The following is a 25,929-nucleotide window of genomic DNA, read 5'->3' as shown; positions in this document are numbered from 1 at the left end:
GGGGATCACATCTCATGAACAAGATTGATCTCAACGGCCGCGTCGCTGTCATCACCGGCGGCGCGCAGGGTTTTGGCCGCGCGATCGCCGAGCGCTTCGTAGCTTCCGGCGCCAGGGTCGCGATCTGGGATTTCGACGCCGCGCTGGCCGAGAAGACGGCGAAGGAGATCGGCGACAACGCCCGTGTCTTCAAGGTCGACGTCACCGACACCGCCGGCGTCGATCAGGCGCGCGACGCGACGCTTGCCGCCTTCGGCAAGATCGACATCCTCGTCAACAATGCCGGCATCGCCGGCGTCAACAAGCCGGTCTGGGAGACCGATCTCGAGGAATGGCGCAAGGTGCTGCGCATCAACCTCGACGGCCCCTTCATCGTCTGCAAGGCCATCGTGCCTGTGATGCTCAAGCAGAAATACGGGCGGATCGTGAACATCGCCTCGATCGCCGGCAAGGAAGGCAATCCGAACGCCTCGCACTATTCGGCGTCCAAGGCCGGACTGATCGCGCTGACGAAGTCGCTCGGCAAGGAGCTCGCCGCCCATGACATTCTCGTGAATGCGGTGACGCCGGCGGCGGCGAAAACCGCGATCTTCGACCAGATGACGCAGCAGCATATCGATTTCATGCTGGCGAAAATCCCCAAAGCGCGCTTCGTGCTGGTGGAAGAGCTCGCCGCGATGGCCGCGTGGCTTGCATCCGAAGACTGTGCCTTCTCCACCGGCGCGGTCTTTGATATTTCCGGGGGACGGGCGACCTACTGAAGCACTGGCCGCCCGAGGGGGGCGGACCATGGATCTAGGACGTCGGGATTTTGTGAAGCTCGCAGCGGGCGCAGGCGCGCTGCCTTTGTTTTCGCGAGCTGCGCTGGCACAGCTCGCGCCCAACCCGCCGAGCATCCGCCCGCCCTCGCCGGCCGAGCGCACGGCGATGAGCCGGCTGGCGCAGACCTTCATGGACAAATTCGAGGTGCCGGGGCACTCCTTCGCGATCGGCTATGCGGGTGCGATCGTCCATCAGGTCGCCTTCGGCGTTGCCGATCGCGAGCAGAATGAAGCAGCGACGCCGCAGCATCTGTTTCGCATCGCAAGCGTCAGCAAGATGATCACCTCGGTCACGCTGTTCAGGCTGATCGAGGAGAATCGCGTCAAGCTCACCGACCGCGTGTTCGGCCCCGGCGCGCTGCTCGGCACCGACTACGGCGCGCCGCCCTACTCGCCCGGCATTGACCAGATCACGCTCGAGCATCTCCTGACGCATACCGGCGGCGGCTGGACCAACGACAACCGCGATCCCATGTTCACGCATCCGCACATGGACCATGCGCAGCTGATCACGTGGACGCTGGCGAACCGGCCGCTGGACCGTCCGCCGGGGCAGCACTACGCCTACTCCAATTTTGGCTATTGCGTGCTGGGCCGCGTCATCGAGAAGCTCACCGGCCAGCACTACGCCGAACACGTCCGCACCGAGGTGCTCGGGCGCTGCGGCGTCACCGACATGACGATCGCCGGCAACACCCGCGATCAGCGCCAGCCCGGCGAGGTCGCCTATTACTGCAAGGTCGAAAGTCCCTACGAGATGAATGTCCGGCGGATGGATTCCCATGGCGGCTGGATCGCGACGCCGACGAACCTCGTGCAATTCCTGATGCACGTCGACGGCTATGCCCGGCCTGCGAACATCCTGCGGCCGCGCAGCATCGAGGTCATGACCACGGCGCCGAGCTACAGTGCGGACTACGCGAAGGGCTTTTGCATCAACAAGTCAGGAAACTGGTGGCACAATGGCAGCCTGCCCGGTACCAGCACCATTGCGGTCAGAACCCATGGCGGCTTCTGCTGGGCCGCCTTCACCAATGTGAGCCGGCCGAACACCAGGATGGATGACGAACTCGATGAGCTCAATTGGAACATGGCCCGCCAGGTCAGCGAATGGCGGGTGGCCTGAACCATGATCCGGGAAGGTGGATGCCTGTGCGGCGCGGTGCGGTTCAAGGCGGAGGGCGAGCCGCTGAACGTGCGCATCTGCCATTGTCGCATGTGCCAGAAGGCGATGGGCTCGCCCTACTTCGCCCGCGCCCAGTTCGACCAGAAAGCGCTGACCGTCGAGGGCGACACCGGCCGCTATGCGTCGTCGGAGAATATCGACCGCGTATTCTGCAAGACATGCGGCACGCGGCTATTCTCCTGGCGCCGCAACGGTACGCTGGCGGGCGTGGCGCTCGCGACGTTTGACGACCGCAACGCCTTCACACCGACCGAGCATATCTGGGTCAGCGAGAAGATCGGCTGGGTCACGCTCGAGGAAAGTATAATCCAATATATGGGGACGATCCCGACGTAGCCCCTCCGGCGGCAGGCTCCGCGCCAAGACAAGCCTCGGCGCCAAGGCTGCCGGGCCCGACCGATCATTTGCAGCGTGGCATTTCGGAACCGGCCACCCTATGTTGAGGTGAAGCGTTGCTGCACCGCCGGTTTGGCCAGGTCGCCTGCAAGGCGACAGGCAAAACCGGGCGAGATGCGACGTGAACATTTCCTACTATGACCTCTCGGTGTGGGTGCTGCCGCTGGTGCTCGCCATCACCTTCCATGAAGCCGCGCACGGTTTCGTCGCGCATCGTCTTGGCGATAACACGGCCTTCCAGCTCGGCCGCGTCAGCTTCAACCCGCTCCGCCACATCGACCCGTTCGGCACATTGATCCTGCCGGCGATGCTGCTGTTTGCGCATTCGCCGTTCCTGTTCGGCTACGCCAAGCCGGTCCCGGTGAATTATCGCAATCTCAAGAATCCCAGGCTCGACATGGTCTGGGTCGCCCTGGCCGGCCCCGTCACCAACATTCTGCTGGCGCTCGCAGCGGGCCTCGCTCTCCATGCGCTGCCCTGGGCTCCGGCCGGTTCGGCGCAATGGATATTCGACAACCTCAAGAATGCGCTGCTGATCAACGCCGTGCTGGCAGTCTTCAACATGATGCCGATCCCGCCGCTCGACGGCGGACGGGTCGCGGTCGGGCTGTTGCCGCGGCCGCTCGCCCTGCCCCTGTCGCGGCTCGAGCCGTTCGGCATGATGATCCTGATCGCGCTCTTGATCCTGTTGCCGCTGGCGGGTTCCCAGTTCGGTCTAAATCTTGATGTTATTTCAGCAATACTGCGAACGTTGACCGGTTATGTGATTCAAGCTGTTCTCTTGCTGACCGGCAATGCGTAGTTGAAGCGGTAAAGATCCTGCACTTCAAGACTCTGCACTTGAAGATCCCGCACTTGAAGACAAAGCCGAAGGGCTAGAGGCCAACTTGGTCAAAGCTGCCGATATGCTGATCGCGCGACGCGCCGACACCCGTGCCCGCGCCGATTTCGCCACCTGGAAGATGATGGCCAAGCTGAATGGGTTGTCGGCTCTGCCCGAGGACGCACAGGGCTTCCTCGACGGCTACAAGAAGCTCTTGCAGCGGATGAGCGAGGGCGAAGCGGCAGAGGCCACCATCGCCGAGGTCTACAAGTCCTATTATCTGGAGATGGGCGGCGCCGGGAACCCGCCCGACGTCCGCAGCCGGCCGACCGAGCCGGTGGCGGACAATGTTACCGCCTTCCGGCGCCCGGCCCCCAAGCCGAAGAAGGCCGCCAGGTTCGGGGCGGCTATGTTTGGTGGAACCGAGAAGCGCCCCCTCCCGGTGGCGCTGATCTTCGCCTGCCTGGTCGTGGTCTACGTCTCGATCAAGTTCTACTGGCGCTGACGGCTAAAGCGCGATGACGTCATCGCGCTTTAGCCTATTGTTTAAGCATGATCTTTTCGGAAAACCGCTTCGCACTTTTCCGGATCAGGCTCTGGTCGCTTATTTCGGCGGCTTCTTGAAATTCACCGGCAGGCTGAAGGCGAATTGATCGTCCGTGAGGTCGGCCGGTGGGACCGGCACGGGATCCGAGCGGCGCACCATCGAGATGGCCTCGCTGTCGAAGGCCGGATCGCCTGAGGACTCGGCCACGTCGACGGAAACGACATTGCCGCGGCGGTTCAGGACCAGGCTGAGCTTGACCGTCGTCGTCTTGCTCTTGTCCTTGGGATAGCGCTTGTGAAGCTCGAAATAGGCGCTGATCCGCTTGCCCCACTCGGCCGTCAGCTTGCGAATATCCTTGCCGATGCCCTGGTGCGGGGCGGCCGCCTTCTCGTCCTCGCGCGCGTCTTCGTTCAGGGCCTGCCTCGCCGATTCCTGCGCGTTCGGCATCTCCTCGACCGCCTGGGTTTCGACCTTGGCCACCTTGGTGGTGTCCTCGACCGGCTTCTTGGAGTCGTTTTCGGTGACGAGGCGGTCCGGGTCTTCGGCTTCCTGAGGTATTTCCTTCGGCAGATCAGTCTCTTTCACCTCGGCCTGCTGCTGCATCTGCTGCGGCTGGAACTGCGAGGCTTCGCTGTCCGGGCCAGGCGGCAGATCCGTCTCGGGGAGCTTCGGCGAGGTCATCTCGACGGCATATTCCGCGCCGTTGGCACCAAGGCCATCGTCGCCGTCGTCGGCACGAAGGTTGGCGAGCGCCAGCGCGGCCCCACCGAGATGCAGGCCGATCGCGGCAATCGCGGCCAGAATCCAGAGCCGCCGCGATGGTTTCGCCTCGATCACAGGGTCGGACATCGCGCTGCCATCAGGGTTGGACCGCCCCCTGCGCCGGCTCAGCCGCCGCAGGAGGTGCTTCGAGCGCCACCAGCTTGATCCGAGAATAGCCGCCGGACCGCAGGATTTCCATGACGCCCATCAACTCGCCGTAAGGCACGGCCTTGTCGGCGCGGAGGAACACGTATTTGTCCTTGCTCATGTCGGCGATCCCGTCGAGCGAGCTGACCAAATCGGTCCGCTTGACCGTATTTTCTCCGATTGCGAGCGTCAGATCGGGCTTGATGCTGACATAGGTCGGCTTGTCCGGCTTCTTCTGTGGCGTCGCGCTCGAGGTCGGCAGGTCGATCGGCAGATCGACCGTCGACAGAGGTGCAGCGACCATGAAGATGATCAGCAGCACCAGGATGACGTCGATGAACGGCGTGACGTTGATCTCATGCGTTTCCGCGAAATCGTCGTCGTCATCGTTGTCGGTGAGCGAGACTGCCATGGCCTACTCCGCCGCGCGCGAATGCGCGCTGCCGTGACTGCGATCGAGATCGCGCGACAACAGCCGGGCCGCAGCACCCGAGGCGCGGCTGACGAGCTCGAGATAGCTCTTCGTCACGCGCGAGAAGTGATTGTAGATGATGACGGCGGGAATCGCCGCGACGAGGCCGATGGCGGTGGCGAGCAGCGCCTCGGCGATGCCCGGCGCGACCACCGCGAGGTTGGTGGTCTGCGACTTCGAGATGCCGATGAAGCTGTTCATGATGCCCCACACGGTGCCGAACAGGCCGACGAAGGGCGATGTCGAACCGATGGTGGCGAGGAAGCCCATTCCGATGCGGATGCGCCGCTGCTCCGCGCGCACGATCTCGGCGAAGCTCGAGGCCGCGCGCTCCTTGATGCCGGTATCGCTGGACAGGCCGGCCGACATCCGCGCCTCACGCAGCGCGGCCGTCAGGAACGACGGCAGGATGCCCTCCTTGCTGCCGAGCGCCATCTGGGCTTCCGCAAGCGAGCGCACCTCCGCGACCTTCTTCAACGCCGAACGGAGCTTGGCGGACGCGACCGACAGCTCGATCGACTTCGCGATAAACACCGTCCAGGTCACGAGCGAGGCGAAGGCAAGCCCGATCATCACCGCCTTCACGATGATGTCCGCCGACATGAACATAACCCAGGGCGACAGTTCCTTCATCGCCGGCACGATGCCGGCCTTCGCAGTGCCACCCGTGTCGGATGCCGGGGCCACGGCAGCCTCGGTCGCGCTGGGCGCGGCGGCTGCAGGCCTAGCCGCCGTGGGGGCGGCAATCGATGGCGCGGGTGCCGTAATCGCGCTGGGCTGTGCCGCGACGGCGGGAGCAGCCGGAGCCGGCTGAGCCGCCACAGGTGCCGGTGCCGCAACCGGCCGTGCCGGCGCGGCCGGCTGGGTTTGCGTCTGGGCAGAAACAGGAGCAGCGAGCCAGGTGGCCGCCAGCAGCACGGCTGCAGCGAGGCTTGCTTGGAAAGATGTGATCTTCATACTTCGGCCCAGATGCGAATGAGGTTGTGATAGATACCCGTCAATTTGACCGTTTCGGGATCGTCACGCCCGAGCCGAGCCACCAGTGCCTGAATGGCGGTGTCGAGGTCAAAGATCATGCTGCGGGCTTGATCTTCCCGTATCATGCTCTGAACCCAGAAGAAAGACGCAACCCGCGCCCCTCTGGTCACCGGGGTGACCAGATGCAGGCTGGTCGAGGGATAGAGCACGCAGTCCCCGGCTGGCAACTTGACTTCGTGCGAGCCGTAGGTGTCCTCGATCACAAGTTCGCCACCGTCGTAATCCTCGGGCTCGCTGAGGAACAGCGTGACCGAGAGATCCGTGCGGATGCGAAGGCCGGTCAGCCGGTCGCCGCGGATCGCGTTGTCGACATGCAGTCCGAAATGGTGGCCGCTGTCCGCCGCATAGCGGTTGAACAGCGGCGGAAAGATCTGAAGCGGGATCGCCGCGGCCAGAAATCGCGGGTTCGCCGTCAGCGCCGAGATGATACGATGGCCGAGCTTGCGCGCGACCTCGCTATCCGGCGGCAACTGCTCGTTGCGCTTGACCATGGCCGACTGCGCGCCCGCGGTGGAACGGCCGTCCTCCCATTCGTTGGCGTCCATGATGCGGCGGAAATCCGCCACGTCATCCTTGCTCAGGACACCGTCTATGCATGTCAGCATGGCACCTCGTCATCTCTCCATCAGTAGCGCGCAGAGATCACCAGGTAGGCGGCGCGGCCCGGTGCTTCCAGCACGAAGGGCGCGGCGCTCTGGTACAGTGCGTCATAGTAGCGTTTGTCGAAGATGTTGTTGACGAACAGCTTGAGCTGCCAGTTCTTGTCGATCTTGGCTTCCGCGAACGCGTCGAACCGCCAGTAGCTCGGGATCGACGTGCCCTGGTTGGCCGCGAGGAATGTGCCGCCGTAAATCTTCGAGCGGTACACCGCCTGGCCACCAAGTTCCCACGTGTCGTTCAGCTGGTACTTGCTGAGCATGCTGAATGACTGATGCGCCACGTTCGAGAGCGGCAGGCCGACGTTCGTCGCGTAGAGAATTGGGTTCGCAGGCGGAATTAGCGACTTCGTGACTTCCGATTGCATCAGCACCAGACCGCCGAAGACGCTCCATTTGTCGGTGATCTTACCGCCGACGCCGAGGTCGATACCGCGGATGCGATAGGCTGCACCTGCAGTGATGAGGGATACGATGCTTCCTCCGGCCCCTGCCACATTGCGGGATTCACGCGCGTTGTCCTTCTCGGTCTGGAACAACGCAGCGGTCAGCAACAGATGCCTGTTGAACAGCTCCCATTTGGTCCCCAACTCGATCGCCTTGTTCTTTTCGGGACCGAAGATCTGGTTCGGATTCCCGTTGAGTGACGGAGCAAGGCCACCATACTGAACGCTCGTCCCGTCGAATTCAGCACCGACTGGGTTCGATGATGTGGCATAGGCAACATAAACACTGCCGTTCGGCAGCGGCTTCAGCGTCAGACCGAGATTGAAGTTCGGCAATCCGTACTCTTGCTGCTGCTGACCGAAGGTATTGGCGACACCGCCAACGGTGCCATACCCGCTCACCTTGATGTTGTAGTCATCATAGCGGAAGCCGCCATTCAGGATGAGCAGATCGTTGTAGTTCGCACTGTCCATCACATAGACACTCTTGGTGTCGATTGTGACCTTGGTGGGCAAACCCGACAGACCTCCGGGAATTCCGAACGGAAGATTCGTGAACTGCGGATTGAAGACGCTAACGCCGGATAACGATCCGGTTCCGCTGAAGCCGCCCAGGGCTTCGGAGCTAAGACCGAGATATTTGTCGATCGACAACCTTTCATTGTCGTATTCGAAACCGGCGAGCGCGGTGTGCTTGAAGCCGGCATCGTCGTTGAACTTGTAGGTCGCCTCGGTCTGATTGGCGATCACGTTGACAGTCTGGAAGCGGCTCTGCGGATTGGCGCTGAGTGTCGAGGCCGAAAGCGGCGTGGCAAGAACCGGACCCTCCGGGAGCGTACCGATGTAATTCTGGGTTGAATAGGAATCCCGGAACTTGTTGGTGATCAGCAAATCAGGCGTGATCTGAACTTCGGCATTGAGCGAGCCAATGTCCTGCCCCGTCCGGAAGAAGTCACGGTTGGCGAAGCCGTACCAGTTGTTGCGATTGGCGCCGAAGTCGGGGAACGGTCCGCCCGCGGTGCTGGCCGTGCTCGGCCGGTAGTAGGGCACACCGAAATCCGGCAGTCCGGTCAGCTCGGTGTGGATGTAGTTGGCCTGGATCTTGACCGCATCAATCGGCTTCCAGGTCGTGGCCACAAATGCGCCGTCGCGATTGTCCTTGACGTAATCGCGTCCGGCGACGCCCGCGTCCTGAAACATGCCGCCCGCACGCACCGACCAGGTCGAATCGATCACCTGGTTGACGTCGAGCACGACACGCTTGGTCTTGTCGGTGCCAAACGTGGTGTCCATGTTGTAGAAGCTCTTCTCGGTGGTCGCCTGCTTGGTGACGATGTTGATCGCGCCACCGGCCGTGCCACGGCCCGCGAAAGTCGATCCCGGCCCGCGCAAAATCTCGACCTGCTCGGTGAAGAAATTTTCACGAACGCTGACACCGGAATCGCGCACGCCATCGATGAAGACGTCGTTGCGGGCATCGAAGCCGCGGATGAAGAAGCGGTCGCCGAAGGCGTTGCCGCCCTCGCCCGTGCCCAGGGTCACACCGGCGGTGCTGAGAATGGCCTGCTTTAGCGTCGTGGCGTTCTTGTCCTCGAGCACTTCCTTGCTCAGAACAGTGATCGACTTTGGCGTGTCGACCAACTTCTCCGGAAACTTGCCGCCTGCCTGGACATGATCGACCTTGTAGGGCGCAGCCGGGTCCGCATAGGGATTGCGATCGGGCGCCGGACCGGCCGCATCGAGAACCGGGCCGGTTGCGGCCTGCTGACGCTGTGCGGCACGGCGCAGCGCGTTGCGGGCGCGGACCTGCTCGGGCGTCGGCTTCGCCGCGGTGGAGCGCGGCCGCTCCTTCGGCGCGTCGACGTTCACGGGCGGCAGAGTTGACTGCTGAGCCTGCGCGCCGGTCGAGACGGACGCGACCGCAATCAGACTCGCAACGGTGGAAACGGTCTTGCCGGCCGCAACATCGAAATTGCTGCCAAATGATCCCCGCGCCGCGGTCGAACGCAACGACCGCGGAGTTCTCGCCATACCCATCCTACGCCCCATTTCATTTCTGCAGTGTGTCGCATTGCGACAATGCGACACACTGGTGGTAACGAGCGGGGCAAAGGGGGTCAACGAAGTCACGGCAGCAGCAACCTTGAATCGATCCAGATCAAAACGATTCTAAACTCGAGCTTGAACCGTTCTAAATTCGAGTTTGTAGGCGTTCTAAACTGGAGCCGGTGTATGACCCTGCAATGCCGGCTCTCGCGCATCGCAATGGGTGACGGACGCAGAGGGATACCTGCCGTAGCAGGCACCCCGGGTTTGGATCGGCGCAATCAGAACTTCATCAGAACTTCATCAGAACTTGGCCGTCGTGATCAGATAGAACGCCCGCCCCGGCGCGACCGCGACGAACGGCACGGCGCTGCGATAGAGCGTGTCGTAGTAGAGCTTGTTGGTGAGGTTCTGCGCGTAGAACTTCATGGTCCAGTTTTTGTCGATCTTCTTCTCGACGAACGCGTCGAAGCGCCAGTAGCTCGGTAGCTCGTTGCCGGTGTTGGCCGCGAACGTGCCGCCATAGACCTTGGAGCGGTACACGGCCTGTCCGCCGACTTCCCAATCGCCGTCGAACTTGTACTTGGTCAGCATGCTGAACGACTGGTGCGCGACGTTGGCGAGTTGCAGACCGAGATTGGAGGCGATGTTGCTCTGCGTCACCTTGGACTGCATCTCAGCACTAGGCCACCGAAGATGCTCCAGCGATCGGTGATCTTGCCCTCGGCCTCGATATCGATGCCCTGGATGCGGTAGGCCGCATTCGAGGTCAGCAAACCCGCGGCGTTGGTCTCGCGCGCGTTGTCCTTCGTGGTCTGGAACAGCGCCGCGCTGACCAGCAGGTGACGATCGGCGAGCTCCCACTTGGTGCCAACCTCGGCCGCCTTGTTGCGCTCGGGTCCCAGCAGAACGGTCGTGTTGGCGGGAACGCCGCCGTAATCGGTGGCGGTCGCGTCAAGCTCCGACCCGAACGGATTGGCCGAGGTCGCATAGGCCGCATAGATGCTGCCGATCGACGTCGGCTTGTAGACCAGGCCGACGTTGTAGTTGACCAGATCGGAGTTCATTTTCAGATAGGCCGCGTTGGTGGACGAGCTCATGCTGTAGCCGTCATAGCGGATGCCACCATTGACGATGATGGTGTCCTGCCAGTTCGCAGTGTCCATGACGTAGACGCTGCTGGTGTTGACGCCATAGCGTGTCGGATTGCCCGTCAGCGACGGCGTACCGAAGCCACCGACATAAGTGGACTGGGGTGAGTAGAGATTGATCCCCGGGAGAGCCCCGTTGCTCGTGAAGCCGGCGCCGGCCAGCTCCGATGCGAGGCCCGAATAACGGTCGATCGAGATGTTCTCGTTGGTGTATTCGACGCCCAACACCGCCGTGTGCTTGACCCCGCCGGTGTCGAGCTTGAACGTGGCCTCGTTCTGGTTGGCCCACACATCCACGGTCTGATAGCGGCTCTGCGCACTCGCCGTCGTGGTCCAGAGCAGAGGATTGATGTTGGTCGTCACCGGGTTTTGCGGCAGCGTGCCGATATAGTTGAGCAGCGAATGCTCGCCGCGCACCTTGCTGCTCAGTGTGATGGCGTCGTTGACCTTGTACTCCGCGGTCGCAGTGCCGAAATCCTGCCGCGCGGTCTGGAAGTCGCGGTTGAGAAAGCCGTACCAGGTCCCGCGCGGAATGCCGGCCGACGTCGCCGGCACGTTGCCCTGCTTGTAATAGGGCACGCCGAAATCGGGCAGACCGCTGAGATCGGTGTGGACGTAGTTCGTCGTGATCTTGATCTCGTTGGTCGGGGTATACTTGGTCGAAAGGAAGGTGCCCCAGCGATCGTCGGTCACGTAGTTGCGGCCGGCGACATTGGCGTCCTGGAACAGGCCGCCGGTGCGCACCGAGAACGAGGGATCGACGACCTGGTTGACGTCGAGCGTGACGCGCTTGGTCCTGTCGGTCCCGAACTCGGTATCCATCCGCTTGAAGTTGACGTCGCCGGCCTGCTTGGTCACGATGTTGATGGCGCCGCCGGCGGTGCCGCGGCCCGCATAGGACGATGCCGGTCCGCGCAAAATCTCGATCTGCTCGGTGAAGAAGTTCTCGCGGATCGACACGGCGGGATCGCGGATACCGTCGATGAAGACGTCGTTGCGCGCATCGAAGCCGCGGATGAAGAAGCGGTCGCCGAAGGCGTTGCCGCCCTCGCCAGATCCCAGCGTCACACCAGCGGTCGAGCGCCCGATCTCCTTCAGCGTCGTCGCGTTCTTGTCCTCCAGCACTTCCTTGCTGAGCACAGTGATCGTCTTCGGCGTGTTCAGCATCGGCTCGGGAAACTTGCCGGAAGCCTGGACGTGGTCGACCTTGTAGGGCGCGGCAGGATCGGCATAGGGATTGCGATCGACGGCATCGGCTGGCGCCGGTGCGGCAGCGGCAGCCTGCTGCTGCGCCTGCTGGCGCTGCGCGGCGCGGCGAAGCGCATTGCGCGCACGGACCTGCTCCGGCGTCGGCTTCGAGGCCGCCGGACGCGAACGCTCGACCGGTGCATCGACATTCACCGGCGGCAGGCTCGACTGCTGCGCCTGCGCGCCGCTCGACACCGACGCCACCGCAATCAGGCCGGCAACGGCCGACACCGCCTTGCCGGAATTGCCATCGAGTTCAAATGAATTTCTTGCCGCGATCGCACGCAACGATCGCGGAGCCACCGCGAGCCCCATTCCAACACACCCCATTTAAAGTTCGTCGATACGCAACATGCGCGGCGAACGATGAGGTGGTGCTATCCATCACGAAAAATCAGGTCAATGCGAGCAGGCGCGCGCGACCACTTGAATCGCTCTAGTTCAAATCGATTCTAAAATTGCGAATCTGAAATAACCGAAATGTCGCGCGACACATTGAAGCAGCCAGACACAGCCGCGCTTGTCTTCGCGCATCATTTTGCGCAGCCGTCAGTCGCTGCTCGGCGGCTTCATCAGCGAAAACAATTCGTCGACGGTGCGCTGCGCGGTCGCGCGCACGCGATCGGAATTGTCCATGCCGGCGATATTGACGCCTTTGACGACGGCTTTGATCTCGTCTCGGAAGTCGGTGAGGAAGCGCAAGGGATCGCGCTGCTCATTGGCGACGCGTGCGATCAACCCCGTGATCAGAATCTGACACGCGATCAGCTTGCCGTTCAGCTCGTCCATCATATGCTCCCGTTGTGGCGGGCCGATATGAACGACACTGATTTTCCTGACAACCGAAACGGCACACGGCCGGTTTAGAACCGTCCTAATTGCGATTACTCCGAAACATCGAAGATGCGTCCTGCCGCGTGCAACGCCACGCGCATGAGTGACCACTCACGCGGTCCGCGAGCACTGCCCAGCTTTTGCACTTTGCCGGCTTACAGCGGGAAAATGCAGCACTGCACACCGCGGCGGCACCCGTCTGCCTAAGGGGTGCAAAGCTTTCCAATTGTTTAGGATTCTCAACCGATAGTGCTGTTTACACTGGAACTTGGCGTGTATTATACAACAGGCGCCGGGAACCCGTTTGCTGGCGTCGCATTTCGTTCCTTTGGGCATACAAGCCGATACGAATAGATATGAAAAAGTCACGGCCGATCCTGTGGATTGTCATCATCGCAGCTGTGGCCGGAGGCGGCTATTACGGTTGGCAGCGCTTTTCGGCGTCTGAGGCCGCGAAAGCCCAGACCGCGCAGAAGGGTCCGCCGCGGGCCCCCGCCGTGCCCGTCAGCGTTGCGCCGGTCCAGAAGGCCGACTTCCCGGTCTACCTCACCGGCCTCGGCACGGTGCAGGGCTTCAACACCGTACAAGTCCGGACCCGGGTGGACGGCCAGATCGACAAGATTGCCTTCACCGAGGGCCAAATGGTCAAGCAAGGCGATCTCCTGGTCGAGATCGATCCGCGCCCGTTCCAGGCCGCCTTCGATCAGGCCAAGGCCAAGAAGGCGCAGGACGAGGCCAATCTCGCCAACGCCAATCTCGATCTGCAGCGCTACACCAAGCTCGGTGAATTCGCGACGCGGCAGCAAACCGATACGCAACGCTCCACCGTTGCCCAGCTCACCGCCCAGATCGCCGCCGACGAAGCCGCGATCGCCAACGCCCAGACCCAGCTCGACTACACCCAGGTCAAGTCGCCGATCACCGGCGTCGCCGGCCTGCGCCAAGTCGATATCGGCAACATCGTCAACGCCTCGACCCAGACCGGCGTCGTCACCATCGCCCAGGTCGAGCCGATCACGGTGATCTTCACAGCGCCCGAAGACCAGCTGCCTTATATCAGCGAGGGCCAGAAGTCCGGCGAGCTCAAGGTGATTGCGTTCACCACCGACGGCAAGAAGACGCTGGCCGAGGGTAAGCTCGCCGTCATCAACAACCAGGTCGATACGACCAGCGGGACTATTCGGCTCAAGGCGGTGTTCGCCAACAAGGAACACACGCTGTGGCCGGGACAATCGGTGTCGACACGCCTGCTGGTGCGGACCCTGAAGGATGCGACCATCGTCCCCGATGACGCGGTGCTGCATTCCACCAACGGCCTCTACGCCTATACCGTCGGCCAGGACAACAAGGCCGAGGCTCGCAAGATCAAGGTCAACTACGCCATCGACGGACGTTCGGTCGTCGAGGAAGGATTGAGCCCAGGTCAACAAGTCATCACCGGCGGTCAATACAAAGTGCAGCCCGGAAGTCTCGTGTCGACGGCCGTGGCGAGTTCGGATCCGGTTCAGAAAAGCAAGGTTCAGCAGGAATGACCGAAGGCGGGATTTCGGCACCTTTCATCCGTTATCCCATCGGCACATCGCTGCTGATGGCCGGCATTCTTTTTGTCGGTCTCGTGGCCTATCCCCTGCTGCCGGTCGCCCCGCTGCCGCAGGTGGACTTCCCGACGATCCAGATTACGGCCAACCTGCCGGGCGGCAGCCCGGAGACGATGGCTTCGTCGGTTGCGCAGCCGCTGGAGCGCCAGTTCGCCCAGATTCCCGGCATCGCGCAGATGACCTCGACGAGCTATCTGGGCACGGCGTCGATCACCATCCAGTTCGACCTCAACCGCAGCATCGACGGCGCCGCCAACGACGTGCAGGGCGCCATCAACGCCGCCAGCGGCCAGCTGCCGAAGAACCTGCCCTCGCCGCCGACCTATCGCAAGGTGAACCCGGCGGACTCGCCGATCCTGCTGCTGTCGGCGACGTCGGACACGCTGCCACTGACCACCGTCAGCGATTCGATTGACGCCCAGCTCGCCCAGCAGATCAGCCAGATCTCCGGCGTCGCGCAGGTGTTCATCGGCGGCCAGCAGAAGCCCTCGGTTCGCGTGCAGGTCGACCCGGCGAAACTCGTGGCCAAGGGCCTGTCCCTGGAGGACGTGCGCAGCGCGATCGCGATCACCACGGTCGACAGCCCCAAGGGCAATATCGACGGCGACAAGCGCGCCTACACGATCTACGCCAACGACCAATTGTTGCAGTCCAAGGATTGGAACGACGTCATCATCGCCTACCGCAACGGCGGCCCCTTGCGCATCAAGGACATCGGCCAGGCTGTCACCGGCGCCGAGGATGCCAAGCAGGCAGCCTGGGCCAACGGCAAGCGCGGCGTGTTCCTGGTGGTGTTCAAGCAGCCCGGCGCTAACGTCATCGAGACCGTCGACAGGATCAAGGCCACCCTGCCTCGGCTCGTTGCTGCAATCCCACCCGCGATCAAGATCGAGCTGATCAGCGACCGCACCACGACGATCCGCGCCGCCGTCGAGGACGTCCAGTTTACGCTGCTGCTGACCATTTTCCTCGTGGTGATGGTGATCTTCGTCTTCCTGCGCAGTTTCTGGGCAACCGTCATCCCCGCCATCACGGTGCCACTGGCGCTTCTAGGCGCCTGCGCCTTGATGTGGGTATTCGGCTATTCGCTCGACAACCTGTCGCTGATGGCGCTCACGATCGCGGTCGGATTCGTCGTCGACGACGCCATCGTGATGCTCGAGAACATCACGCGCTACATCGAGGAAGGCGAAAAGCCGCTCGCCGCCGCCTTCAGAGGCTCCAAGGAAATCGGCTTCACCATCGTGTCGATCAGTGTCTCGCTGGTCGCGGTGCTGATCCCGCTGCTGCTGATGGGCGGCATCATCGGACGCCTGTTCCGCGAGTTCGCCGTCGTGCTGGCGATGACTATCTTCGTCTCGATGTTCGTGTCGCTGACCTTGACGCCGATGATGGCCTCGCGCTTCCTGCGCTCACATGGCGAAGTGACCCATGGCAAGTTTTATCAGTGGAGCGAGCGCGCGTTCGACGCGATGCTGCGCGGCTATGAATACGGACTCGACCGCGCTCTCGCCTGGCGCCGTACCACGCTCGTCATCTTCTTCGCCACCCTGGCGCTGTCGGTCTATCTGTTCGTCCTGATTCCAAAGGGCTTCTTCCCGCAGCAGGACGTCGGCCTGATCACCGCGACCTCCGAAGCCTCCCAGGACATCTCGTTTGCCGAGATGCAGCGGCGGCAGGTCGAGCTCGGCAAGATCGTGCTGGCCGATCCCGATGTCGCGACCACGGCGATGAACATCGGCGGCAGCGGCCGGGCCGGCAACAACGGCAACATGTTCATCACCCTGAAGCCGCGCAACGAACGCCAGGCGTCGGCGCAGCAGATCATCGCGCGGCTGCGTCCCCAGCTCGAGAAGGTCGCCGGCGCCCGCCTTTATATGCAGGCGGCCCAGGACGTCCGGCTCGGCGGCCGCCCGACCCGCACGCAGTTTGAGTTCACCTTGCAGGACGCCGACCTCGGCGAGCTCAATTTGTGGGCGCCCAAGATTCTCGCGAAGATGCAGACGCTGCCGGAGCTGCGCGACGTCGCGACCGACCAGCAGACCCAGGGCACCACGGTCCAGCTCAAGATCAACCGCGACACCGCATCGCGCTACGGCATCCAGCCGCAGCTGATCGACGACACGCTCTACGACGCCTTCGGCCAGCGCCAGGTCACGCAGTATTTCACCCAGCTGAACAGCTATCACGTGATTCTGGAAATCCTGCCGGAGATGCAGGGCAACCTCGATTCACTTAACAAGCTCTATCTGAAATCGCCGCTGACCGGCGATCAGGTGCCGCTGTCGACGTTCGCGACCTGGACCACCGATCCGGTCCGTTCGCTCTCGATCAGCCATCAGGGTCAGTTCCCGGCGATCACGATCAGCTTCAACCTCGCGCAAGGCGTGGCGCTCGGCCAGGCCACCGAGGCCGTGCAGAAGGCGATGGCCGATCTCGGCGCGCCGGCGACGCTGAACTCGAGCTTCCAGGGTACGGCGCAGGCATTCCAGCAGTCGCTCGGCACCGTGCCCCTGCTGATCCTCGCGGCGCTGGTCGTGGTCTACCTGATCCTCGGCATCCTCTACGAGAGCTACATCCATCCGATCACGATTCTATCGACCCTGCCCTCGGCCGGCGTCGGCGCGCTCCTGATCCTGATGGCCGCCGGCTTCGACTTCAGCCTGATCGCGCTGATCGGCATCATTCTGCTGATCGGCATCGTGAAGAAGAACGGCATCATGATGGTCGACTTCGCCATCGCTGCCGAACGCGACGGGAAGACGCCGGAGGAATCGATCCGCCAGGCCGCGCTATTGCGCTTCCGTCCGATCATGATGACCACGATGGCAGCACTTCTCGGCGGCGTGCCGCTGATGCTCGGCCACGGCACCGGCGCCGAGATCCGCCAGCCGCTCGGCTACGCCATGGTCGGCGGGTTGATCGTCAGCCAGGCGCTGACGCTGTTCACCACGCCGGTGGTCTACCTCTATCTCGACAAGTTCTCGAACCTGTTCTCGGGCCGCTCCGCCGAGGGCGAAGGACACGAGAGGTCGGAGCACGGCACCGTGAAGGAAGCCGCCGAGTAAGCTTGCGCCGCGGCTCCCGCGACGCTACAGCGAGCCCCTCGGTTCACGCCAACGCGGTCTCGCCATGCCCATGCAATCCAGACTTGTCGTTCTCGCCGCCGCCCTTCTGCTGTCGACGGGTGTTACGTACGCCCAGCAGGGCGCCAAGAAGAACGCAGCTCCCGCGGCGCCTGCCACGCAGCCCGCGCCCGCACCGACCCAGCCGCAGCAGGCCGAAGGCGCTCCGGCGCAGCCCGGCTGGATCGCGCGCTGCACCAGCGCGAGCCGCGATGCTCCCCTCGAATGCGCGATCGAGCAGAACGCGGTCCTGACCAAGACCGGCCAGACTATTGTCCTGATCAACATCCGCATCGCGCCCGACACCCGTACGCCGGTCGCCCTGCTCCAGCTGCCGCTCGGCCTCAACCTGCCGGTCGGCGCCAAGCTTCAGGTCGACGAGGGCAAGACGGTCGATCTCCCGATCCAGACCTGCGAGAACCGCGGCTGCTATGCCTCGACGCCGATCGCGCCGGATCTGCTTGCGAGCCTGAAGTCGGGCAAGCAATTGAAGGTCTCCTTCCAGAACATGGCCAAGGAGACCATCGCAATCCCGATGCCGCTCGGCGATTTCGCGACGGCCTACGACAAGATCAAGTAGCGGGCGTCTCGCTCTCGAACACTGACCAGCTCAAGCCGAGATCGGTCACCCGACCCCGAGATAGGCCTTCTGCACCTGCGGATCCTCGGCCAAGGCTGCCGCGGTGCCGGACAGCACGCTCTTGCCGACCTGGAGCACGGTCGCGAAGTCCGAGACCTCCAGTGCGAGCTCGATCGACTGCTCGGCGAGCAGGATGGTCAGGCCTTCGCCATGCAGGCGACCAAACGTTTCGTACATGGACTCGACCACCGCCGGCGCGAGGCCGAGCGAGGGCTCGTCCAGCATCAGGAGCTTCGGATCGCTCATCAGGGCGCGGCCGACCGCAAGCATCTGCCGCTCGCCGCCGGACATGGTGCCGGCGCGCTGGTTGCGGCGTTCCTTCAGCCGCGGGAAGATCTCGTAGACGCGCTCGAGCAGCGCGGCCTGGCGCGATTTGTCGTGCAGCGGCGTCGCGCCGAGCATGAGATTGTTCTCGACGCTCTGCTGCACGAACAGCCGCCAGCCCTCCGGCGACAACGCCAGCCCCTTGCGCACGATCGCAAAAGCCTTCTGGCCGGCGATGTCCTCGCCGCGAAAGCTGATCGTGCCTGAATGCATCGGGATGAGGCCGGCGATCGCATTCAGCGTCGTGGTCTTGCCGCCGCCGTTGGAGCCGAGCAGCGCGACGACGCTGCCCTCGGGCACCTCCAGCGAGACGTCGGAGACACCAATCAAGTCGCCGTAGCGCACCTCGAGATGCTCGATCCTGAGCAACGGTCCGCTCATAGGTCCGGCCCGCCCATCAGCTCGGCCGGCGTGCGGCCGGCGGCGGCCTTCGCCGCGCGCTTGCCGAGATAGGCCTCGATCACAGCCGGGTTCGAGGTGACCTCACGCGGCGACCCGCGGGCGATCTCCTTGCCCTGGTGAAACACCATGACGCGGCTCGCGAGCGACATGATCACCTCCATGATATGCTCGACGATGACGAGCGTGATGCCGGAACGATGGATCTCGCGGACGAGATCGATCGCGAGCTTCACCTCATGCGCGTTGAGGCCGGCCATGGCCTCATCGAGCAGCAGCACTTTTGGCTCGGTCGCGAGCGCGCGGGCGATCTCCAGCCGCTTGCGGCCCGGCGTGCCGAGCGAGCGCGCCGGTGCATCCGCAAGCCGGCTCATGCCGACGCGCTCCAGCACGGCGCGCGCCTTGGTCTCGGCCTCCTTGCGATGCGCGGTGCGCAGGAAGGCGCCGATCATGACGTTCTCGAGCACGGTCATGCCTTCAAAGGTCTGCGGCACCTGGAAGGTGCGCGCAAGCCCGAGCCCGGCGCGCAGCTCCGGCGTGACGTCGGTGATATCGCGTCCCTCGAGCAGGACGCGGCCGGAGGTGGTCTTGAGATCGCCGGTCAGGCAATTGAAGAAGGTGGATTTGCCCGCGCCGTTCGGGCCGATCAGGCCGAGAATATCGCCCTGCTCCAATGTCACAGAGGCATCGTCCACCGCCTTGAAGCTGCCGAACGCTTTTGTGATGTCGCGCGCCTCAAGGAGCATGGCTTGCTCCCGTGTCGGATGTTGGTTTCCTGCGTCGCGTGAACAGGCTGAGCAGACCACCGGGCTGGAATCGCGCGATCAGCACGATGATCGCGCCATAGAGCACGAAGGTGAGGCCTGCGCCCCTGCCGCCGAGCCAGCTATTGGAGATCTCCTCCAGCGGCACCAGGATCGCCGCACCCACCAATGGCCCGAACAGCAGCCCTGCCCCGCCCAGCGCCGCCATGATCAGGATTTTCACCGAGATCAGGATGCCGAGGCCTGACTCGGGGTCGACAAAGCCGAACATCATCGCATAGAGCGCGCCGGCGACGCTGGTGAACGCGGCGCTCAGCATGTAGGCGTAAAGCTTGGTGCGGCTCGCGGGGGCGCCGAGCGAGCGCGCGGCGCGCTCAGAATCCTTGATCGCGCGCAGGTAAAAGCCCATCCGGCTGTTGGTCATCCACCAGGTGATGAACAGCGTAACCGCGAGGATGACGAGGAAGAGATAGTAATACGGCAGCGACGACAGGAACGAGAGATCGAAGATGTTGCGCGGTACGGTCGGGCCCGAGAGGCCGACCGCCGCACCCAGCCAGTCGGTGTTGGTGACGATCAACCGCATCGTCTCGGCGACTGCGATCGTCGCCATGCTGAAGTAGTGCCCCGACAGCCGCAGCGTCGGCACGCCGATGATCGCGGCGAGCCCCACCGCAATCACGATGCCGCCGGGAACGCCGAACAGCGGCGACAGGCCGAACTTGGCGTAGGACCCCATCGCGGCATAGGCCCCGCAGCCGAAGAACACGACATGGCCGACCGAGACCTGGCCGGCATAGCCGCCGACGATGTTCCAGGCCGACGCTGCAATCGCGTAGAGCAGCACCAGCGCACCGAGGCGCTGCTGGAACGGCGAGGACAACAGCAACGGATAGGCGATCGCAATCGCTGCGACGACCGAGAGCCAGATCAGGCGCCGCATCACATCTTCCCCATCAGGACTTCTCCATCAGGTCTTGCCCATTAAGCCTTGTGGCCTGAACCAGAGGAAGAGCAGGAACATGACATAGACGATGATGTCCTTGTAGACCGCACCGATCAGATAGCCGGAGAGCGACTCGATCACGCCGATCAGAAGACCCGCGACGAGCGCACCGGGCACGCTGCCAAAACCGCCGAGCGAGACCGTGACGAAGGCGACGATGCCGAGCGTCTCGCCGACCGTCGGCACGATGTAGAAGAAATTCGCGATCAGCGCGCCGGCAAGCCCCGTGGCGCCGGCCGCGATCGCCCAGGCGATCGCCTGCATGGCGTCGGGCCTGATCCCCATCAGCTGCGCCGCAGTCTGATCCTCCGCCACCGCCAGCATTTTCGAGCCGAGCGAGGTGCGCGTCAGCAACAGATGCAGGCCGAGCGTCACCAGCAGCGCGACCACGCCGGCCAACAGCCGCGAGGCCTCGATGCGCAGGCCTGCAAACCCATAGGTGCCGCCGACGATGTTCTGCGGCATCGACAAGAAATTGGCGCCGAACCACCAGAACACGGAATAGCGCAGCAGGAGCGCGAGCCCAAAGGTGCCGAGAATCTGCGCCAGCATCGGCCCCTTCATGATGTCGCGGATCAGGGCGAAGTAGACGACGACGCCGACGGTTGCGAGAACGAGCGTTGCCAGCGGCGCACCGAGGATCGGCCCGCCGCCCATCAACGTATAAACTACGTAGGCGACATACATGCCGAGCATGACGAAATCGCCATGCGCGAAATTGACGATGTTCATCATGCCCCACACCAGCGTGAGGCCGGAGGAAAACAGGGCATAGACAGCGCCAAGCAGAAGGCCGCCGACAATCACCTGCACGAGGACAAAGGACATCAGCCGCGTTGCTCTGATCAGATCATATTAGGACAGACGGGGCGCGCGGCCCCGCCTTTAAAAAACCTCACCAGCCCTTGTAGGGCAGCGCCGGCGGCTTTTCCGCATTCGCCTTCGGCCACACCGAGACGTAGTTCTCGCCGTCCTGAAGCTGGATGATGGCGCCGGACGCCAGGATGTTCTGGCCCTTGTCGTCGAACTTGACGCCCTTGTAGCCGATCATGAGCTGGTCGGCCTTCAGGTCCGTCGCCTTCAGAGTGGCCTGGACTTTTGCCGGGTCGGTCGAGCCGGCGCGGTCGATGGCGTCGGCCAGCACGAAGAAGCCCTGCATCTGGCGGGCAACCGTGTCATCCATCTCCTCACCGCTCTTCTTCTTGTACATGTCGGCGATGACGGCCGACACCGAGCCCGGCGGTCCGACGACCCAGGACGAGCGGTTGAACACGCCTTGCGAGATCTTGCCGACCGCCTTGATGAAGGAGGGGTCGGAATAGCCGGCATCGTCGGCAAGCAGGATCGCCGGCTTGTAGTCGAGCGACTGCATGGTCTTGGCGAACAGGATCGCATCCGACGTGTAGCTGATCATGATGATCACGTCGGGCTTCTTATCCTTGAGCTGGAGCACCTGCCCCTGCAAATCGGTCGCATTGACGGGATAGGCGACGTCGAGCGCGACCGGCTGTCCCTTCTCCTTAAAGGCGGCGCTGATCGTGTTGGCGACCGAGGTGCCGTATTCGGTGTTGTCATGGACCAGCGCGATCGCGTCGGTCTTCGCGCCGGTCGCCTTCATGTCGGCGAGGAAGTCGGTGTAGATCTTGGCGAAGTCCGTCGCAATCGGCGTGGTGCGGAAGAACCATTTGAAACCGCGCTCGGTGAGATTGGCGGCGACCGATTCCGAATTCAGGAAGGGAATGCCGTATTTCTCGGCGATAGCGCTCGATGTCAGCGTCACTCCGGACTGATACGAGCCGAACACGGCCGCGACCTTGTCTTCCGTGATCAGGCGCAGCGCCTGGTTCTGCCCCGTCGCCGGGTTGCCCTGGTTGTCGGCGAAGACCGCCTCTATCCTGGCGCCGCCGAGGCCGGCAAGGCCTGCGTTCTTCGCCAGCGGCAAATTGCCAAGCTCGGGATGGGCGTTGTTGATGATGTCCATGGCGACTTCGAGCGCCGCCTTGGCGTGCGCGCCGATCGAGGCGGTGCCGCCGGACATCGGCATGATCACGCCGATCTTGACCACCTTGTCCTCGGCGCGCGCGCCGGCCGCGAACGCAAGGGACATCGCGGCCGCGCAAAGCAGCCCCGTGACATGCTTCAATGTCATGAGATCAGACCTCCCAAAGGGTTTCCCCAACCAAGATTTTTTGGAAAGCGTGGGCGAGGCGCCCCGCTTCCGTTTGATTTATACTTGGCGACGAGAGGATGGCATGCCAGCCGGACACCGGCAAGGTGAAACGAATTGCGACGATGCTGGATAAGGGAGCAGCGATCACGCACGCTGCTTCCCGCATTCGGTCTGGCGTCGTTCGGTGCAGGGATAACAACCGGAGTGACTATCATCGCTGTCTTGCGGCTGCGCAGATCTCTAGGATGGATTAGCCCCGCGGATTGCGCGAAGCGCAAACCGCTCGGCGTAACCCACCACGTCTATTTCCGCGGACACGAAAGAGGTGGGTTACGCCAGCGGACTGCGCTTCGCGCGGCCGCAAGGCTAACCCACCCTACGAAGCACGCTCGACCAACGCCTGAAGCAACGTCGTGAAGCCGCCATAGATCATGCGCTTGCCGTCGAACGGCATGTCGGCGGCCTTGAGCCGCGGATCGGCCATCACCTTGGCGTTGACGGCATCGCGAGTCGCCCGGTCGCGGTAGACGATCCACGAAAACACGACGATCTCATCCTCCGTTGCCATCACCGCGCGGGGAAAGGACGTGAGCTGGCCGTAAGGCACGTCGTCACCGATACATTCGACGTAGTCGAGCGCACCGTGCTCCATCCACACCGCGCAAGCCGTTCGGGCCAGCGCCTTGTAGGCCTCGATCTTGTCCTTCGCCACGGCCAGCACGAAACCATCGACATAGGGCATCACGGATCTCCTTGGGTTATACGTCCCAAGGACGATCGGATGTGCCCCGATCCGACCGGCGCTGGCAATGTCGGGATGAGGCAAACCGTCGCGAGCCGCGCCGCCGCGGGTCATCGGATCAGAGGCAATTCAGACTTTGTGGGAGCGCCTGGAATTGGCTGGGGAACCTGGATTCGAACCAAGACAAACAGAGTCAGAGTCTGTTGTGCTACCGTTACACCATTCCCCAACGGAATAGCCGAACAAATTCAAGGTCTTACCGATTTGTCCGACAGCGGCCGGAAGCGCGTTTGGCGCAAATCGCGGCTCAGGCGTGGCAGCCTTCTACCTGCTCAGCCCTAGGCTGGCAAGCGCGGCTGTGAACGGATCAAGCGCAGCCGCCACAGCTTCAAGCACGCGCCCCGCCCCTACTCCACCTTGATATTCGCAGCCTCGATCACCTTCTTCCACCGCTCCGTCTCGGAGGCGATGTAGGCCGCGAACGGCTCGGAATCGACCGCGACTGCGGTGGCGCCGAGCTCGGCCATCTTCTGCACCGTCTCCGGCTGCTGCATGTAGGCGCGGATCTCGGCCGAGAGCTTTTCGACGATCGGCTTTGGCGTGCTGGCCGGAACGAAGAAGCCGTGCCAGGCGACCGCCTCGAAGCCGGGGAGGAATTCGGCCACGGCCGGCACTTCCGGATCGAAGGCAGCGCGCTTCGGCGTTGCGGTAGCAAGCATCGCAAGCTGACCGGTCTTCACCTGCGGCAGCAGCAGCGGCACGTTGTCGAAGGCGAGATCGATCTGGCCGCTCAACAGGTCGGTCAGCATCTGGCTCGAGCCCTTGTAGGGCACGTGCACCATCCTGGTGCCGGTCATCTGCTGAAACAGCTCGCCGGCGAGATGCTGCGAGGTGCCGACGCCGGCCGAGCCGAACGAGACCTTGTCCGGGTTCGCCTTCAGATAGGCGATCAGCTCCGGCACGGTCCGCGCCGCGATCTTGCTGGGGTTGATGACGAGCACGTTGGGCACGACGCTGATCTGGGCGACCGGCGCCAGGTCCCTGTCCGGCTGATAACTGAGCTTCGGCCCGTACAGTGACGGATTGATCGCGAGCGCCGACGTGCTGGCAAGCCCGAGTGTGATGCCGTCGGGGGCCGACTTTGCCAGCCGCGTCACGCCAAGGATCGAGCCGGCGCCGCCGACATTCTCAACCACGAACGGCTTGCCTAGCTTCATCTGCAGATGGTTCGACACCATGCGCGCAAAGATGTCCGCGGTGCCGCCGGCGGCAAAGGGCACGATCACGCTCACCTGCTTGGACGGATAGCCGTCCTGCGCACTCGCCGGGGACATCGCCAGCAGAATTGCCGAAGCAAGACCAAGCCACATCGATCTCATCGAAGTTTCCTCACCTTTTACAGTATTGTTGTTGAGTTGCCGCGGGCGCGCGGCGGAGATAGCTAGCTAGAACCCGACCTCGTACATGCTCAGGATCGCATCCCGGCTCAGATCGCGCGGATTGTTGTCGAGCAGCCGGCGAATGGCGTGCGCCTCGTCGGCCATCACACCGAGATCATTCCTGGGCACGCCGAGCGCCGACAGCCGCATCTCGACGCCGAGATTTTTGCAGAACGCATAGGTCGCATCGAACGCAAGCTTGGGATCGTTCTGCTCCGGCAGACCGAGCGCTCCAAGCACCGCGACCGTCTTCGCCTCGACCGCCGGCATGTTGAACGCCAGCGTGTGCGGGAAGATCACGGCGCAGGCGAGCCCGTGGGCAATGTGATGCCGTGTGCCGAGCGGATAGGCCACTGCGTGTCCGGCGGTGGTGTTCACCGGCCCGAGACAATAGCCGCCATAGAGCGAGGCCAGCGACAGACCGGCGCGCGCCTCGCGATCACTGCCATCGGCGACCGAGCGCTTGAGATAGCGGCCGACCAGCCGCGCGCCTTCGAGCGCATAGAGGTCGATCGTCGGATGCGCCTTGCGGCTGGTATAGGCTTCGACGCAGTGCGCCAGCGCATCGACGCCGGTGGCTGCAGTGATCTCCTTCGGCACGGTCATCGTCAGGTCGGGGTCGACGATGGCGATATCGGCCAGCATGAAGCGGCTCTGCACCGCCTGCTTGTTCTGGCTGACGGGATCGGTAACCAGCGCGCGGGTGCCGGCCTCGCTGCCGGTGCCCGACGTGGTCGGAATCTGCATCAGCGCGACGCTGCGGCCCGCGACCTTCTCCGGCCCGACGATGTCGGCAAAGGCGACATCACTGGTGCAGAGCACGGCGACCAGCTTGGCGATATCCATTGCGCTGCCGCCGCCGAAGCCGACGACGAGATCGGGCTTGACGTCGCGCGCCATCGCGACCGCCTTCTCGAGATTGGGCAGGTCCGGCTCGGGCTTGACGTCGCCGAACACTTTGACTGCGCCCGGCAGGGCCAGCGTGTCGACGCGACGCGCATTGAAGGGATCGGAGACCACCATCGGCCGCTTGGCACCGATCCGCTCGGCGAAGCGCGCTGCTGCAGTGATCGTGCCGTTGCCGAACTCCAGGATGGTGGGGCGGAGAATTTCGATGGGCGTGAAGGCGTTGGTCATGGAGGGCTCGAT

22 protein-coding genes, 1 tRNA gene and 1 pseudogene are annotated in these 25,929 nt (G+C 63.4%); 8 read left to right on the top strand and 16 right to left on the bottom strand.

Annotated features, from left to right (window positions below):
• The first annotated feature begins 14 nt into the window (after nt 1-14).
• From FXB38_RS03730 to FXB38_RS03710, 5 genes are all read left to right on the top strand, one after another.
• Nucleotides 15-761, top strand: a complete 747-nt coding sequence (locus tag FXB38_RS03730) for an SDR family NAD(P)-dependent oxidoreductase (protein ID WP_148749421.1) — start codon at nt 15-17, stop codon at nt 759-761.
• A 28-nt stretch (nt 762-789) separates the two neighbouring features.
• Complete coding sequence (locus FXB38_RS03725; RefSeq protein WP_148749420.1) at nt 790-1,947, top strand: serine hydrolase domain-containing protein; 1,158 nt, start codon at nt 790-792, stop codon at nt 1,945-1,947.
• A 3-nt stretch (nt 1,948-1,950) separates the two neighbouring features.
• Nucleotides 1,951-2,343 carry a GFA family protein gene (locus FXB38_RS03720; protein ID WP_148749419.1) on the top strand — a complete coding sequence of 131 codons (393 nt, stop codon included), beginning with the start codon at nt 1,951-1,953 and terminating at the stop codon, nt 2,341-2,343.
• 181 nt (nt 2,344-2,524) lie between these two features.
• Nucleotides 2,525-3,205, top strand: coding sequence for a site-2 protease family protein (locus tag FXB38_RS03715; RefSeq protein ID WP_148749418.1), 681 nt, complete (start codon nt 2,525-2,527; stop codon nt 3,203-3,205).
• 103 nt (nt 3,206-3,308) lie between these two features.
• Nucleotides 3,309-3,731, top strand: coding sequence for a hypothetical protein (locus FXB38_RS03710; protein WP_148749478.1), 423 nt, complete (start codon nt 3,309-3,311; stop codon nt 3,729-3,731).
• A 99-nt stretch (nt 3,732-3,830) separates the two neighbouring features.
• Here the strand turns inward: FXB38_RS03710 and FXB38_RS03705 are convergent, their stop codons facing one another.
• From FXB38_RS03705 to FXB38_RS03675, 7 genes and pseudogenes are all read right to left on the bottom strand, one after another.
• Entirely contained in the window at nt 3,831-4,622 is a 792-nt protein-coding gene (locus FXB38_RS03705; protein ID WP_148749417.1) for a TonB family protein, read from the bottom strand.
• Nucleotides 4,623-4,632: 10 nt separating this feature from the next.
• Nucleotides 4,633-5,094: a TonB system transport protein ExbD gene (gene exbD, locus FXB38_RS03700; RefSeq protein WP_148749416.1), complete on the bottom strand. Its 462-nt coding sequence runs from the start codon at nt 5,092-5,094 to the stop codon at nt 4,633-4,635.
• Nucleotides 5,095-5,097: 3 nt separating this feature from the next.
• Entirely contained in the window at nt 5,098-6,111 is a 1,014-nt protein-coding gene (gene exbB, locus FXB38_RS03695) for a tonB-system energizer ExbB (protein ID WP_148749415.1), read from the bottom strand.
• Nucleotides 6,108-6,797 carry a Fe2+-dependent dioxygenase gene (locus FXB38_RS03690; protein WP_148749414.1) on the bottom strand — a complete coding sequence of 230 codons (690 nt, stop codon included), beginning with the start codon at nt 6,795-6,797 and terminating at the stop codon, nt 6,108-6,110. Before FXB38_RS03690 ends, exbB begins: the two co-directional genes overlap by 4 nt.
• 20 nt (nt 6,798-6,817) lie before the next feature.
• Nucleotides 6,818-9,331 (bottom strand): TonB-dependent receptor, encoded by a 2,514-nt coding sequence (locus FXB38_RS03685; protein ID WP_148749413.1) that lies wholly within the window; start codon nt 9,329-9,331, stop codon nt 6,818-6,820.
• Nucleotides 9,332-9,643: 312 nt separating this feature from the next.
• Nucleotides 9,644-12,054, bottom strand: a pseudogene (locus FXB38_RS03680) (TonB-dependent receptor).
• Nucleotides 12,055-12,288: 234 nt separating this feature from the next.
• Nucleotides 12,289-12,528 carry a hypothetical protein gene (locus tag FXB38_RS03675; RefSeq protein ID WP_148749412.1) on the bottom strand — a complete coding sequence of 80 codons (240 nt, stop codon included), beginning with the start codon at nt 12,526-12,528 and terminating at the stop codon, nt 12,289-12,291.
• 401 nt (nt 12,529-12,929) lie between these two features.
• Between FXB38_RS03675 and FXB38_RS03670 the strand changes: the two genes are divergently transcribed.
• From FXB38_RS03670 to FXB38_RS03660, 3 genes are all read left to right on the top strand, one after another.
• Nucleotides 12,930-14,105, top strand: a complete 1,176-nt coding sequence (locus FXB38_RS03670; RefSeq protein ID WP_148749411.1) for an efflux RND transporter periplasmic adaptor subunit — start codon at nt 12,930-12,932, stop codon at nt 14,103-14,105.
• A complete protein-coding gene (locus FXB38_RS03665; protein ID WP_148749410.1) occupies nt 14,102-17,239 on the top strand; it encodes a multidrug efflux RND transporter permease subunit in 3,138 nt (1,045 codons plus the stop codon). Before FXB38_RS03670 ends, FXB38_RS03665 begins: the two co-directional genes overlap by 4 nt.
• A 64-nt stretch (nt 17,240-17,303) precedes the next feature.
• Nucleotides 17,304-17,876, top strand: a complete 573-nt coding sequence (locus tag FXB38_RS03660) for an invasion associated locus B family protein (RefSeq protein ID WP_187434634.1) — start codon at nt 17,304-17,306, stop codon at nt 17,874-17,876.
• A 45-nt stretch (nt 17,877-17,921) separates the two neighbouring features.
• On the opposite strand, the gene FXB38_RS03655 is transcribed toward FXB38_RS03660, so the two are convergent.
• From FXB38_RS03655 to FXB38_RS03615, 9 genes are all read right to left on the bottom strand, one after another.
• Complete coding sequence (locus tag FXB38_RS03655; protein ID WP_148749409.1) at nt 17,922-18,641, bottom strand: ABC transporter ATP-binding protein; 720 nt, start codon at nt 18,639-18,641, stop codon at nt 17,922-17,924.
• The gene (locus FXB38_RS03650) at nt 18,638-19,405 is read right to left on the bottom strand and encodes an ABC transporter ATP-binding protein (protein WP_148749408.1); all 768 of its coding nucleotides are present in this window, start codon (nt 19,403-19,405) and stop codon (nt 18,638-18,640) included. The genes FXB38_RS03655 and FXB38_RS03650 overlap by 4 nt, the downstream gene beginning before the upstream one ends.
• Nucleotides 19,395-20,366 carry a branched-chain amino acid ABC transporter permease gene (locus FXB38_RS03645; RefSeq protein WP_148749407.1) on the bottom strand — a complete coding sequence of 324 codons (972 nt, stop codon included), beginning with the start codon at nt 20,364-20,366 and terminating at the stop codon, nt 19,395-19,397. Before FXB38_RS03645 ends, FXB38_RS03650 begins: the two co-directional genes overlap by 11 nt.
• Before the next feature lie 27 nt (nt 20,367-20,393).
• Nucleotides 20,394-21,257, bottom strand: a complete 864-nt coding sequence (locus tag FXB38_RS03640; protein ID WP_148749406.1) for a branched-chain amino acid ABC transporter permease — start codon at nt 21,255-21,257, stop codon at nt 20,394-20,396.
• A gap of 67 nt (nt 21,258-21,324) precedes the next feature.
• A complete protein-coding gene (locus tag FXB38_RS03635) occupies nt 21,325-22,578 on the bottom strand; it encodes an ABC transporter substrate-binding protein (protein ID WP_148749405.1) in 1,254 nt (417 codons plus the stop codon).
• Between the two features lie 397 nt (nt 22,579-22,975).
• Nucleotides 22,976-23,341: a DUF1428 domain-containing protein gene (locus tag FXB38_RS03630; RefSeq protein ID WP_187434633.1), complete on the bottom strand. Its 366-nt coding sequence runs from the start codon at nt 23,339-23,341 to the stop codon at nt 22,976-22,978.
• 155 nt (nt 23,342-23,496) lie between these two features.
• Nucleotides 23,497-23,570: transfer RNA gene (locus FXB38_RS03625), tRNA-Gln, on the bottom strand.
• A gap of 178 nt (nt 23,571-23,748) precedes the next feature.
• The gene (locus FXB38_RS03620; protein WP_148749403.1) at nt 23,749-24,720 is read right to left on the bottom strand and encodes a Bug family tripartite tricarboxylate transporter substrate binding protein; all 972 of its coding nucleotides are present in this window, start codon (nt 24,718-24,720) and stop codon (nt 23,749-23,751) included.
• 66 nt (nt 24,721-24,786) lie between these two features.
• A complete protein-coding gene (locus FXB38_RS03615; protein WP_246229641.1) occupies nt 24,787-25,917 on the bottom strand; it encodes an iron-containing alcohol dehydrogenase in 1,131 nt (376 codons plus the stop codon).
• Nucleotides 25,918-25,929: the final 12 nt, after the last annotated feature.

The sequence above is a fragment of the Bradyrhizobium cytisi genome, from assembly GCF_008123515.1.
Classification (GTDB): domain Bacteria; phylum Pseudomonadota; class Alphaproteobacteria; order Rhizobiales; family Xanthobacteraceae; genus Bradyrhizobium; species Bradyrhizobium cytisi.
Note: the sequence above shows the minus strand (reverse complement) of the source record. Positions and strands in the feature narration are given on the sequence as shown.